Source organism: Streptomyces sp. CNP082 (genome assembly GCF_059570535.1).
Genome location: NZ_JCANSZ010000010.1, coordinates 57008 through 69656 on the forward strand (window position 1 = coordinate 57008; position 12649 = coordinate 69656).

General features: G+C 71.9%; 10 protein-coding genes. 2 read left to right on the top strand and 8 right to left on the bottom strand.

Features of this window, described 5'->3' with window-relative positions; genetic code table 11:
* Positions 1–36 precede the first annotated feature (36 nt).
* The 7 genes from B124_RS11550 to B124_RS11580 all read right to left on the bottom strand — a co-directional run bounded on the left by B124_RS11550 (position 37) and on the right by B124_RS11580 (position 8723).
* Complete coding sequence (locus B124_RS11550; RefSeq protein WP_496502752.1) at positions 37–1587, bottom strand: ABC transporter substrate-binding protein; 1551 nt, start codon at positions 1585–1587, stop codon at positions 37–39.
* A 232-nt stretch (positions 1588–1819) separates the two neighbouring features.
* Complete coding sequence (locus B124_RS11555) at positions 1820–2509, bottom strand: nucleotidyltransferase domain-containing protein (protein WP_496502662.1); 690 nt, start codon at positions 2507–2509, stop codon at positions 1820–1822.
* 107 nt (positions 2510–2616) lie between these two features.
* Positions 2617–3540: an LLM class F420-dependent oxidoreductase gene (locus B124_RS11560; protein WP_496502663.1), complete on the bottom strand. Its 924-nt coding sequence runs from the start codon at positions 3538–3540 to the stop codon at positions 2617–2619.
* Between the two features lie 242 nt (positions 3541–3782).
* Positions 3783–5354, bottom strand: a complete 1572-nt coding sequence (locus B124_RS11565) for an ABC transporter ATP-binding protein (protein WP_496502664.1) — start codon at positions 5352–5354, stop codon at positions 3783–3785.
* Positions 5351–6190, bottom strand: a complete 840-nt coding sequence (locus B124_RS11570) for an ABC transporter permease (RefSeq protein ID WP_496502665.1) — start codon at positions 6188–6190, stop codon at positions 5351–5353. Before B124_RS11570 ends, B124_RS11565 begins: the two co-directional genes overlap by 4 nt.
* Complete coding sequence (locus B124_RS11575; RefSeq protein ID WP_496502666.1) at positions 6187–7140, bottom strand: ABC transporter permease; 954 nt, start codon at positions 7138–7140, stop codon at positions 6187–6189. Before B124_RS11575 ends, B124_RS11570 begins: the two co-directional genes overlap by 4 nt.
* Entirely contained in the window at positions 7137–8723 is a 1587-nt protein-coding gene (locus B124_RS11580; protein WP_496502667.1) for an ABC transporter substrate-binding protein, read from the bottom strand. Before B124_RS11580 ends, B124_RS11575 begins: the two co-directional genes overlap by 4 nt.
* 101 nt (positions 8724–8824) lie before the next feature.
* Here B124_RS11580 and B124_RS11585 point away from each other — a divergent pair, with 101 nt between their 5' ends.
* Positions 8825–9385 carry a GNAT family N-acetyltransferase gene (locus B124_RS11585; RefSeq protein ID WP_496502668.1) on the top strand — a complete coding sequence of 187 codons (561 nt, stop codon included), beginning with the start codon at positions 8825–8827 and terminating at the stop codon, positions 9383–9385.
* A gap of 139 nt (positions 9386–9524) precedes the next feature.
* Here the strand turns inward: B124_RS11585 and B124_RS11590 are convergent, their stop codons facing one another.
* The gene (locus B124_RS11590) at positions 9525–10715 is read right to left on the bottom strand and encodes a thiolase family protein (protein WP_496502669.1); all 1191 of its coding nucleotides are present in this window, start codon (positions 10713–10715) and stop codon (positions 9525–9527) included.
* Positions 10716–10882: 167 nt separating this feature from the next.
* Between B124_RS11590 and B124_RS11595 the strand changes: the two genes are divergently transcribed.
* Positions 10883–12625, top strand: coding sequence for a pyruvate dehydrogenase (locus B124_RS11595; protein ID WP_496502670.1), 1743 nt, complete (start codon positions 10883–10885; stop codon positions 12623–12625).
* The last annotated feature ends 24 nt before the right edge of the window (positions 12626–12649 follow it).

Here is a 12649-nt window from a genome sequence, read left to right on the forward strand (position 1 = left end):
CGTGAGCTCCTAGCTTGACGGACAGGACGTGCCGCGCTACGCGGGCTTGGCCTTGAGCAGGTTGATGCCGGGGTAGGGCTGCGGCTGGATCCCGGTGATCTTGCCGTCGTCCCAGGCCGTGAGCAGCTCGTTGTGGACCACGGGGTAGATGACCGCGTTCTCCGCGATGACGTCGAGGTACTCCTGCGTCATCGTCTTCTTCTTCTCCTGGTCGGGCTCGCGCGTGGCCGCGTCCATGAGCCGGAACAGCTCCTTGGCCTCGGGCGCCTGGGACCAGCGGGAGTACTGCATCCAGACGTTGTCCGCCGTGTAGTTGTAACGGAGGATCAGGTCGGGGTCGATGCCGAGCTGGTTGGGGTTCGACGCGGAGGCGGCGACCTGGTAGTCCGCCTTCTGGTCCAGCTTGGTGAAGAGGGCGGAGGTCTCCTGCGGCTCCAGCGTGGTCTCCACGCCGATGGCGTCCCAGGACTCCTTGATGGTCGGGATGCAGTCCGCGATCCAGCTCACGGTCGTCGCCATGAGCGTCACCTTCAGCCCGCTGACCCCGGCCTCCTTCAGCAGCGCCTTGGCCTTGTCCGGGTCGTAGCCGTAGACGGTCCTGGCCTCGCGGTGCGTGGGGTTGCCCTCGTCGAGGAAGGAGGTGGCGGCCTTGCCGTAGCCCCGCAGGCCCGCCTCGATCATCTTGTCGGTGTCGATGGCGTAGTGCAGCGCCTGGCGCACGCGCACGTCGTCGAAGGGCGCCTTCTCGGTGTTGAAGAGCAGGAACATGTGGTTCATGCCCGCTCCGCCCTCGACGGTGAGGCCGTCCTGCTCCAACTGCTTGACGTTGGCGTACGGGATGTTGTCCGCGATCTGCGCGCCGGCGCTTCCGCCGGAGATCTTCGCGACCCGGGGTGCGGCGTCCACGATGGACAGCCAGTTCATCTTCTTGAAGTTCGCCTTGCGCGGGCCGTTGTAGTCCGCGTACGCCTCGAAGGAGGTGTTCGACAGCGGCTGGTTGGCCGTCATCCTGTACGGGCCGGAGCCGACGCACACCTCGGGCACGCCGGTGTCGAGGTCCTGCCAGGCGCCGGCCTTGCTCAGGATGTGCTTGGGCATGATCTTCGCCAGGGTCAGCCGGGAAAGACCGTCCGGGAAGGGGAAGTTGAGCACCAGGTCGACGCTGTTGTCCCCGGTCTTCTTGACCTCCTTCAGCCAGGAGGAGAAGAACCCGCGGGCGAGGGTCTGGGTCTTGGTGTCGAGTACCCGGTCGAAGGTGAACACCACGTCGTCTGCGGTGACCGGCTTGCCGTCGTGCCACGTGGCACCCTCGCGCAGGGTGAACGACCAGGTGGTGGCCCCGGGATCGGCGGGGGCCTCGGTGGCCAGCGCCGGGAAGGGCTCGCGGGTGATGGGGTCGGTGTCGAGCAGCCCCTCGAAGATGTGGTGGTTCGCGGCCACGGAGAACGCGGACGCGGTCAGCGTGGGGTCCCAGCTCTGGTCGTTGCCGTAGCCGATGACGGCGGTGACGGAGTCGCTGCCGCCGCCCCCGCCGGTGTCGGAGGTCGAGTCCGGACCGCCGGAGCAGGCGGCCAGCGCCGGCGCCATGACGCCGAAGGCGCTCAGCGCCCCGCCGTACTGCAGCACTCGCCGGCGCCCGACGCCCGGCTCTGGTGATACGTCGCTCACGGTTCCTCCAGGAGGGGAAAAGCAGGGGGATGGCGCCACGCCCGTCCCTGTCCCGGGGATAGGCGAGGTCGTGGGAGGTCCTACGTTCTACCTCTTGTCCGGTGAACATAGAAGTTGGCCCGGAGGCAGGTCAAGAGGTCGGCGCCAAGCGTTATGCGGCGGCCAGGCCGCGCCGGCGTACCGAGGTGAGCCAGGACTCCACGCGGGCCGTGTCCGGGGATTCCGGGAGCGGGCTCGCGGGCAGCGCCTCGTCGAGGCGGCGGGACAGCTCCGCCGTCCACGCCGTGACCTCGTCCCAGGTCAGCTCGCCGCGCCGGACGGCGAGCAGCCGTTCGCGGTACGGGCCGACGTCGACGCACAGCTCACCCGTGCGCAGCAGCGCCTCCCCGCTCAGCAGCAGCCGCAGCAGGTGCACCACGTGCTTCCACCGCACCTCGCCGGTGCGCTCCCGGCGCGCCCGGGCCCGGGCGAGCTGGCCGTACGCATAGCGGCCGAAGGTGCGGTGGACGGCCCGGGACAGGAACACCGGGCCCAGCTCGCGCAGTTCCGCGCCGAGCGGCGTGCAGCGCTCGACCAGCGGGGAGTGGAGCACCTCAAGCAGGTTCGGGTTCCCGTCGAGCGCGAGCGCGCAGCAGCGCTCCACCTCCCAGCTGAACTGCTCGGGCAGCGGCCCCTCCCAGTGCTGCGGCGGCTTTTCCAGCCGCCAGAACCACTCGGTCGGCGCGACGTACACGCCGCGCCGGTCGGTGTCGGACTCCGCCGTGGCCAGGCCGAAGGCGCGCGAACCCGCCACCACCGCCAGGATGGTGTGCTCCCCGACCAGCACATCGCCGCGCTCCACCCGGCCATCCTCGCCGGGCCCGACCGCCGCCCGCCAGCGGTTTTACGCCCCGGGACCGCCCCGGCGCGCCCCGGACCACCGGACCGCCCGGGGCGCGCCGCCCTCGCCTACGCCACCTGCCCCAGCACCTCGGCGGCGATCAGCTCCAGGTGGTCCAGGTCCGACAGGTCGAGGATCTGGAGATAGCAGCGCTGGGAGCCGGCGGCGCCGTAGCGGCCGATCTTCTCGACCACCTCCGCCGGGGTGCCCGCCAGGCCGTTCTCCTTCAGCTCCGGCACCTGCCGGCCGATGGCCTCCGCGCGCCGGGCCACCTCGGCGTCGTCCTTGCCGACGCAGGCGACGAGCGCGTTGGAGTACACCAGGTCGGACGGCGCCCGGCCGGCGGCCTCGGCCGCCTCGCGGACCCGGGCGAACTGCCGCTCGGTGTCCGCCACCGAGCTGAACGGCACGTTGAACTCCGCCGCGTAGCGGGCCGCCAGCGCCGGGGTCCGCTTCGCGCCCATGCCGCCGATCAGCACCGGCAGCGGCGCCTGCACCGGCTTGGGCAGCGCGGGGGAGTCCTTCAGCTCGTAATGCGTCCCGGAGTAGCTGAAGGTGTCGCCCGTCGGCGTACCCCACAGGCCCGTCACGATCGCGAGCTGCTCCTCCAGCCGGGCGAACTTCTCCTTCGGGAACGGGATCCCGTACGCGGTGTGCTCCTCCTCGAACCACCCCGCGCCGATGCCCATCTCGACCCGCCCGCCCGACATCTGGTCCACCTGCGCCACCTGGATGGCCAGCGGCCCCGGCAGCCGGAAGGTGGCGGCGGTCATCAGCGTGCCGAGCCGGATCCGGCGCGTCTCGCGGGCCAGGCCCGCCAGCGTCACCCAGGCGTCCGTGGGGCCCGGCAGGCCGCTCACGTCGCCCATCTTCAGATAGTGGTCGGAGCGGAAGAAGGCGTCGAAGCCGAGGTCTTCGGTGGCGCGGGCCACCGTCAGGAGGGTGTCGTACGAGGCGCCCTGCTGCGGTTCTGTGAAGATGCGGAGATCCATGAGGCCATTGTGCGCCAGCCGTGCCCGGCGGCTTCCCGGGGCACGGCGGCGGTGCACAGAGTGCAGTCACCGCACTGCCCGGCTTGCCGCCAGGGGGTCAGGATGACGGTCGTCTACCTGGGAAGTGGTGTACGGGTTCGACCTGATCCGGGGGTTTGCTCCGGCCTCGATCGGGTTCGCCAGCGAGGCGTGGGCCGGGGCAGCAGAACCGGGCGACGCGCCCGGTCGTCTTGGCACGACCCTCAGGACCGGTGAGCGTCCTGGCTGCCTGGCATGCTCGCGGCCGGATCGCCGGTGGCATCCACGTGGGTGTGAGCCGCGGCGTCGGCGAGGGACGCGGTGAAGGGGTGTTGCGGGGTGTCGAGGATCTGGCGGGCCGAGCCCTGCTCGATGAGTTCGCCGTGGTCGAGTACGGCGATTCGATCGGCGCGGGCAGCGGTGTCCAGGTCGTGGGTGATGAGGACGAGGGACATGTCGTCCCGCTCGCTCAGGAGGCGGGTCAGGAGATCGAGCAGGCTGCGGCGGGCGATGGTGTCGAGTCCGGAAGTGATCTCGTCGCAGAGCAGTATCCGGGGGCGGGCGAGGAGGGCGCGGGCGAGGGCGGCGCGTTGGAGCTCGCCGCCGGACAGACGATCGGGGGTGCGGCGGACGAGGTGTTCGGGAAGTCCGAGGTCGGCGAGGGTTGCAGTGGCTTCGCCGAGGGCGGCAGGTCGGTCGGCGGAGCGCAGCCGGATGGCGGTGCGGGCGACCTGGTCGAGGACTGGATGGTGTTCGTCGAAGGCGGCCCGCGCGTCCTGGAAGACGTACTGGACGGCGGACAGTTGGGCACGGGTACGGTGGCGGAGGCTGCGGGGCAGCGGCCTGTCGTCGAGGCGGATGGTGCCGTCATAGTGATCGTGCAGGCCGGCCAGGCAACGGGCGAGGGTGGTCTTGCCGCCGCCGGAGCGGCCGACGATGGCCAGGGTTTCGCCGGCGTGGACAGTGAGGGCGGGCACGTTGAGCACTACGGTGCGGTGGTGCCGGGCGACGAGGCCGTGGGCCTGGAGCACGGCGGTCGCCGCGGGGGCCGTGGTTGCGGTGGAAGGCGGATGAGGCGACGCGAGGAGCTCGCGGGTCCAGGGGTGTGCGGGGGCGTGCCACAGCCGGGCCGGTGATCCGGACTCCACTATTCGGCCGGTGCGCATCACGTGTACCTCGTCGGCGAGGGCGCGGACGGCGTGGAGGTCGTGGCTGAGCAGGACGACGGCGATGCCCTGTTCGGCGACGGCAGCCAGGCGGTCCACGATGTGCCGCTTTGTCACCGCGTCCTGGCCGGTGGTGGGCTCGTCGGCGACCAGCACCTCCGCCCCCAGCAGCAAGGCCTGGGCGATGACGACGCGCTGCTGCTGACCGCCGGAGAGCTGGTAGGGGTAGCGGGGCAGCAGCCTCTCGGCGTCGGGCAGCTGGACCGTGGCCAGTGCCCGCAGCATCCGTGACCGCGCCTCGGCGCGGCGCTCGCCGCGTGGCAGGCCGCGTACCTGGGTGCGGGCGATGTCGCGGAGCAGGGCGCCGATACGGCGAGCGGGGTTGAGGACGGCTGCCGGGTGCTGGGGTACGTAGCCGATGCGGCCGCTGGGGACTTCCACCGTGCCGCTGACCTGGGCGCCCGGCGGGTGCTCGCCGAGGAGGGCCAGCCCGGTGGTCGTCTTGCCGCTGCCGGAGGCGCCGACGAGCGCGACGATCCGGCCGGGTCGGGCGGTGAGACTGACGCCGTCCACGATCGGGTATTCGCCGAGGCGGATACTCAGGTCCTTGATGGTCGCCGCAGGGGTCATGTACGCGTGCCTTTCCGCCGGTCGAGGAGGGCGTCGAAGAGCAGGTTGGCGCCCATGGTCAGGGTGACGATGAGAACGGCGGGGACGACGACGGCCCAGGGCTGGACGAAGAGCCCGGTGCGGTTGCGGTCGACCATCACCGCCCAGTCGGCGGTGTCAGGGGCGACACCGACACCGAGGAAGGCTGCGGTGGCCACCAGATACAACACACCGGTAAGCCGCACGCCTGCGTCGGCGGCCAGGGTGCGCAGGATGGACCGGCAGACGTAGCCGACGGCGATCCGCCACCGGGTCTCGCCCTGCATGCGCAGCGCCTCGACGGCCGGTCGTGTGGCCGCCTCCGCGGCGGCAGCACGCACGATGCGGGCGGCGTCCGGGACGTTGACGAGGGCCACCAGCAAGGTCAGGCCCACCGGGCCCGGCTCGGTGGCGGTGGCCACCAGCAGGATGACCAGCAGTGCGGGCACGGCGAGCAGCACGTCCAGCGGCCGCATCAGCAACTCCTCCAGCCAGGCGCGCCGACTGAGCGCGCTGACGAGCCCGAGCGGGAGAGCGGCAAGATAGGCCAGAGCGGTGGCGGCGAGCGCGACGAGAACGACGGAGCGGCCCCCGAGCAGCACCTGCCGCCAGACGTCGCGGCCGGTGAAGTCGGTGCCGAGCCAGTGCCCGTCACCGAGGGTGAAGGAGGTGCTGCGCGGCCCAGGATCGCCCGCCAGGAGCGGCCCGAGCAGCGCCAGCAGCAGGGGCACTCCGAGGACGGTGAGCCCGAGGATGAGGCGCACAGGTCGCTGGCCGCCGACCGCGACAGGAGTCGTGCGGACATCGCGTTGCGTCATGCCATCGCCCCCGTACGCGGTGCGAGGCGGCGGGTGACCAGGTCAGCACCGAGGTTGAGGACCACGGCGGTGAGCCCGAAGACCACCGCGAGCCCCTGGACCACCGGCACGTCACGCTCGGCGACGGCGTTGAGCAGCACGGTGCCGAGGCCGGGGATGACGTACAGGGCCTCGACGACGATCACCCCGCCGAGCAGCCAGTCGACGGTGCGCGCCAGATGCTGGGTGGCCGGCGCGATGGCGTTGGGCAGGGCATGGGCGTAGCGGATGCGGGCGCCGGAAAGGCCGTACCGACGCGCCTGGGCCACATACGGCGAGGCAAGTGCATCGATCATCCCGGCACGCACCAGCCGGGCCAGCGAACACACGGGCCGGGCCAGCAGCATCAGCACCGGGAGCACCAACATCGTCGGGTGGGCGAGCAGATCGGCGCCGCTGCCCACTGCGGTCGGCGGCAACCAGCCCAGACGCAGCGCGAAGACGCTGATCAACAGCACGCCCAGGGCAAACTCCGGCACGGCATACAGGCCCAGTGTCGTGGCACTGACCAGCCGGTCCACCCACCGGCCGCGGTGCCGGGCAGCCAGCACGCCGAGCCCGACGGCCAGCGGCACGAGGAGGGTGAGGGTCACGCTGGCCAGCAGCAAGGTGGGTCCGAGCCCGTCGGCGAGATAGCCGCCGACCGGTCGGCCGGAGGCCAGTGAGGTGCCGAGATCGCCGTGGAGCAGACCGGCCACCCAGTCCGTCAGCCGCTCGTGCACCGGCTGGTTCAGCCCCATCTGCTCACGGATGGCGGCGATGCGGGCCGGGTCCGGATTGTCGCCGGCGAGCGCCACGGCCGCATCGCCGGGCAGCGCTTCGGTGAGGATGAAGACCAGCAGCACTACGGCTACGGTCTGCCCGGCGCCCAGCAGCAGCCGACGGATGACGAACGACCGCCATCCGCTCACGCGAGCCAGACCTTGTCGAAGCGTGCCCAGTCGAGGGTGTTGGCGGGTGCGTTGCGCTCGACGCCGTGGACACGGCTGGTGGTGCCGACGATCCAGTCGGCGAACCCCCAGACCAGGAAGCCGCCTTCGGCGTGCAACCGCCGCTGCATCCGCGCGTACAACGCGGAACGCTCCGTCCGCTCCCTCGTGGACTGGGCCTGCTGGTAGAGCGCGTCGAAGTCTTTGTGCTGCCACTTGGTGGCGTTGGTCGTGGAGTCGGTGAGCAGCCGCTGGGATATGTGGGTTTCGATCGGCATGGCGCCGGAGCGGTAGCAGCACAGGACGCCGGAGTCGAGGATGTCGCTCCAGTACGTATCCTTGCTGCCGTTGCGCACCTTGATCGTTACACCGGCCTTGGCTGCCTGGTCGCGGAAGATGGTGGCGGCCTCGGTGAAGCCGGCGGCGACCGGCGAGGTGTCGAGGGTCAGGCGCAGATCCTCGGCACCGGCCTGCTTGAGCAGGCTGCGCGCCCGGTCGAGGTCCTGCCGGCGCTGCGGCAGCTCCTCGGCGTAATGCTCGTACCCCTTGCCGAACAGGTCGTTCCCGACCTCGCCGGCGCCGGACAGCGCGCCCTCCAGCAGCTCCTTGCGATCGGCGATGAGGAAGAACGCCTCCCGCACCCGCGGGTCGTCGAACGGCGGCCGGTCGGTCTTCATGGCGAACGCCTGCATGGCGCTGCCCCGCAGCCGGATGATCTCCGCTTGCCCCTTGCCTTCGTGGGCGCGAGCCGTGGCGGGGTTCAGCTCGTGGGCGTACTCGACCTGCCCGCCGAGCAACGCGTTGATCCGCGCGGACTCCTCGTTGGCGACGACGAATTCGAGCTCGTCCAGGTAGGGTGCGCCGTCCCAGTAGGCGTCGTTGCGGCGGAAGACCGCGGACCGCCCGGGGGTGAAGGAGTCGAAGCGGAACGGGCCGCTGCCCACCGGCTTCTTGTCGAAGTCCTGCTTGCCCTCCGGCACGATGTACGCGCCGAAGGCGGCCAGCACATTGGGGAATTCGGCGGTCGGACGCTTGAGTGCGAACTCCACCGTCCGCTTGCCCACCGCCCGGCTTGCGTCGAGGTCGATGGGCTCCAGCGACGCCTTGGCGCGGAAGGCGTTATCCGGGTCGGCGATCCGCCGGTAGCTGTAGAGCACGTCCTTCGCGGTGACGGCCCGGCCGTCATGGAACTCCGCCTCCCGCAGGGTGATCTGCCACCGGTCGAGCCCGCTGTTCGGCTCCCACCGCGCAGCCAAGCGGGGCCGGGGGGACAGGTCGTCGCCGTACTCGGCGAGTTGGTCGAAGAGCGCCTTGGACCGGGCCGCGTCGGCGAACAGGTTCGTGAGATGCGGATCCAGCGTCTCGCTCAGGCCGCCGCCGGCGAACGCGGCCCGCAGCCGCCCGCCGCGCCGCGGCGCGCCGCCCTTGCCCGCATCGCCGGTCTCGGGGGAGCCGCAGCCGGCGAGCACGAGTGCTCCCACGGCGGCCGTGCCGGACGCGGCGGCGATGAACCCGCGCCGGTGCAGCGAGGGAGAGAGGAGGCGTCGGTCAGAGATGTCGTACATGGCAGGAGTCCTTCGTGGCGAGGCAACGCGCACACGCTAACGGAAATCATTTTCAATGTCATGTACGGTGTGCGGCAGATCGCCGCACAGAGAGGCTCACCATGAACGAGCGCACCCACGGCGCGTACGTGCTACGCCCCGCCACGCCGAGCGATGTTCCCGGAGCACGCCGCGTCATGATGGACACCATCTACCGCGAGTTCAGCTACGGATATGTGCCCGAGTGGCATGCGGACGTCATCGACATCGCCGGCACCTACCTCACCGACCCTCGACACCTGCTCCTGGTGGCCGAGCACGACGGCACGGTGGTGGCCACCACCGGAGTCCGCTCGGCCGGCCCGGCCCACCCTCCGCACCCGCGCTGGCTCGCTGAGCGCTACCCCTCCGGCCCCACCGCCCAGTTGGTCCGCGTCTACGTGCACCCCGAGCACCGACGACGCGGGCTTGCCCACGCCCTGGTCGATGCAGCCTGCGACTTTGTCGCCGAAACCCCCGGCTACGAGAGCATCTACCTGCACACCAACATCGATGTGGACGGAGCCGAGGCGTTCTGGCGCAGCCTGGCCAAGGAGATCTTTGACGCCCGCACCACCGGCGAGCACGGCCCTGGCGTGACCACCGTGCACTTCGAGATCCCCTTGCCCACCCGGGAGAGGTGAGCGATGTCGCAGACGGGGGAGTGGCCCGCCGTCGCGCGTGCCAACTGCTGGTCACTCCGGGCGTATCGCCTTGCCGGGCCTGGGGGCGTCTTGTGGGCTGTCGCCGCGGGTGGCGCGGGCGGTTGCCGGGTGCGGTCCCTCAGGCCCGTTCCACCAGCACCGCCGAGCCCTGCCCCACGCCGACGCACATCGTCGCCAGTCCCCGCCGCGCGCCCGTACGCACCATCCGGTGCAGCAGCGTCGTCAGGATCCGCGCGCCCGAGCAGCCCAGCGGGTGGCCCAGGGCGATGGCACCGCCGTCCGGGTTGACCGTCTCCTCGTCGAGCCCCAGCTCGTCCACGCACGCCAGCGCCTGCGCCGCGAACGCCTCGTTCAGCTCGGCCGTCTCGACGTCCGCCGCCGACCAGCCCAGCCGGTCCAGCACCCTGCGCGTCGCCGGGACGGGGCCGATCCCCATGACGTCGGGGTGGACGCCGGCCGAGGCGCCGGCCGCGTACCGGCCGAGGGACTCAAGGCCCAGGGACGTCAGCGCCTCCTCGCTGACCAGCAGCAGCGCCGCCGCCCCGTCGTTCATGGGCGAGGAGTTGCCCGCGGTCACGCTGCCGCCCTGCCGGAACACCGGCTTCAGCTCCGCCAGCTGCGCCGCCGAGGTGTCCTCGCGTACGCACTCGTCCGCGGTCACCGCAGCACCGCCGTCCGGCCGTACGACCGGCAGCAGCTCCGCGTCGAAGTGCCCCGCCGCCCGCGCCGCCGCCGCGCGCCGGTGGCTGCGCAGCGCGAACTCGTCCTGCCGGGCCCGCCCCACCCCGTACCGCTCGGCGACCTCCTCCGCGGTCTCGCCCATCGCCAGCAGCCCGTTCAGGTCCCCCATCCGGGGATTGACCAGCCGCCAGCCGAGCCGCGTGTCGGCCGTCGGCAGCGCCCGCGGCAGCGCCTCGTCCGGCCGGGGCAGGACGAAGGGCGCGCGGCTCATCGACTCCGAGCCGCCGGCCAGCACCACGTCCGCCTCGCCGGCGGCGATGGTGCGGGCGGCGGCGGTGACGGCCTCCAGGCCCGAGGCGCAGAGCCGGTTGAGGGTGGCGCCGGGGACGGACTCGGGCAGGCCGGCGAGGAGGACGGCCATGCGGGCGACGTTGCGGTTGTCCTCGCCGGCCTGGTTGGCGGCGCCCCAGTAGACGTCGTCGATACGGGCCGGATCGAGCGCCGGGACGCCGTCGAGGAGTCCGCGTATCACCCCCGCGGCGAGGTCGTCGGGGCGTACGGCGGACAGCGATCCGCGCAGCTTCCCGATCGGCGTGCGGCGGGCGGCGGCGAAGTGAACGGTGCGCACGGCGGGCCTCCCCATTGAAACTAGCGGCGCTAGTTTCGGACTATAGCCCGCGCGCCGCACCCGCGGCCAGGACGTACGCCGACGCGCGTGACGTCCGCTTCGCCGGTGATCGCTTACGATCGAACCCGTTGCCCCGGACGCAGCGCAGCCGATGCGAGGAGAGCGCGATGAGCAGTGCCAAGGTTGCCGACCAGCTCGTGGAGGTCCTGCTCCAGTACGGCGTGCAGCGCATCTACGGCGTCGTCGGCGACAGCCTCAACCCGCTCGTCGACGCCATCCGCCGCAGCGACGGCGCCATCGAGTGGGTGCACGTGCAGAACGAGGAGGCCGGCGCCTTCGCCGCCGCCGCCGAGGCCCAGGTCACCGGCCGGCTCGCCGCCTGCGCCGGCTCCTGCGGGCCCGGCAACACCCACCTCATCCAGGGCCTGTTCGACGCGCAGCGCAGCGGCGCCCCCGTCCTCGCCATCGCCTCGCACATCCCCGCCACCCAGATCGGCAGCGGCTTCTTCCAGGAGACCCACCCGGAGAAGCTCTTCGACCAGGCGTCCGGCTACTGCCAGATGATCTCCCAGCCCGAGCAGATGCCCCGCATCGCCCGGATCGCCGCCCAGCACGCCGTCGGCGCCAACGAGGTCGCGGTGCTCGTCCTGCCCGGCGACATCGCCGACAAGCAGGCCGCCAACCCCACAGGACACACCGTCCCCTGCGCCCGGCCCGCCTCGATCGTGCCCGACCCGCAGACCGTGCGCGAGCTCGCCGACGCCGTCAACGCCGCCGACCGCGTCGCGCTGTTCGCCGGCGCGGGCGTACGCGGCGCGCACGCGCAGGTGATGCGGCTCGCCGAGACGGTCAAGGCGCCCGTCGGGCACACGCTGCGCGGCAAGGAGTGGATCCAGTACGACAACCCGTACGACGTCGGCATGATCGGCCTGCTCGGCTACGGCGCCTGCTACGACGCGCTGCACGAGGCCGACCTCGTCGTCATGCTCGGCACCGACTTCCCGTACGACGCCTTCCTGCCCCAGCGCAAGACCGTCCAGATCGACATCGACGCCACCCGGCTGGGCCGCCGTACGCCCCTGGAGGTCGCCGTGCACGGCGACGTCGCCTCCACCCTGGACGCGCTGCAGCCGCTGCTGGGCGAGAAGCGCGAGCGGCGCTTCCTCGACGCCATGCTGCGCAAGCACGAGCGGGCGCTGACCAAGGTCGTCGAGGCGTACACCTCGAACGTCGAGAAGCACGTGCCGATCCACCCCGAGTACGCCGCCCGGGTGCTGGACCGGCTCGCCGCGGACGACGCCGTGTTCACCGTCGACACCGGCATGAACAACGTCTGGGCCGCCCGCTACCTCACGCCCAACGGCCGCCGCCGCGTCATCGGCTCGTTCACCCACGGCTCCATGGCCAACGCCCTGCCGCACGCCATCGGCGCCGCCAGCGCCGACCGCGACCGCCAGGTCGTCTCGCTCTCCGGCGACGGGGGCCTCGGCATGCTCCTCGGCGAGCTGATCACCGTCAGGCAGCAGGACCTGCCGGTCAAGACCGTCGTCTTCAACAACTCCTCGCTCGGCATGGTCAAGCTGGAGATGCTGGTCGACGGCCTGCCCGCGTACGGCACCGACCACAGCACGGTCGACTTCTCCGCCATCGCCCGCGGCGTCGGCATCCCCGCCTGGCGGGTGGAGAAGCCCGGTGAGGTCGAGGGTGCGCTGCGGGACGCGCTGGCGGCCAAGGGCCCCGCGCTGGTGGAGCTGATCACCGACTCCCACGCGCTGTCGATCCCGGCGCGGATCACGCTGGAGCAGGTGCGCGGCTTCGCGCTGGCCGCCGGGCGCACGGTCCTGGACGGCGGCGTCGGCACGATGCTCGACCTCGCCCGCTCCAACCTCCGCAACATCCCGCGCCCGTGATGACCGCCCCGTGACCGCCGGTCC

Bases quoted from the DNA above. Each gene is read 5' to 3' on its own strand.
- B124_RS11560 (WP_496502663.1), bottom strand. From the start codon at position 3,540: ATGGATCTCCGCATCTTCACAGAACCGCAGCAGGGCGCCTCGTACGAC.
- B124_RS11580 (WP_496502667.1), bottom strand. From the start codon at position 8,723: ATGTACGACATCTCTGACCGACGCCTCCTCTCTCCCTCGCTGCACCGG.
- B124_RS11570 (WP_496502665.1), bottom strand. From the start codon at position 6,190: ATGACGCAACGCGATGTCCGCACGACTCCTGTCGCGGTCGGCGGCCAG.
- B124_RS11595 (WP_496502670.1), top strand. From the start codon at position 10,883: ATGAGCAGTGCCAAGGTTGCCGACCAGCTCGTGGAGGTCCTGCTCCAG.
- B124_RS11550 (WP_496502752.1), bottom strand. From the start codon at position 1,587: ATGGCGCCGGCGCTGGCCGCCTGCTCCGGCGGTCCGGACTCGACCTCC.
- B124_RS11565 (WP_496502664.1), bottom strand. From the start codon at position 5,354: ATGACCCCTGCGGCGACCATCAAGGACCTGAGTATCCGCCTCGGCGAA.
- B124_RS11585 (WP_496502668.1), top strand. From the start codon at position 8,825: ATGAACGAGCGCACCCACGGCGCGTACGTGCTACGCCCCGCCACGCCG.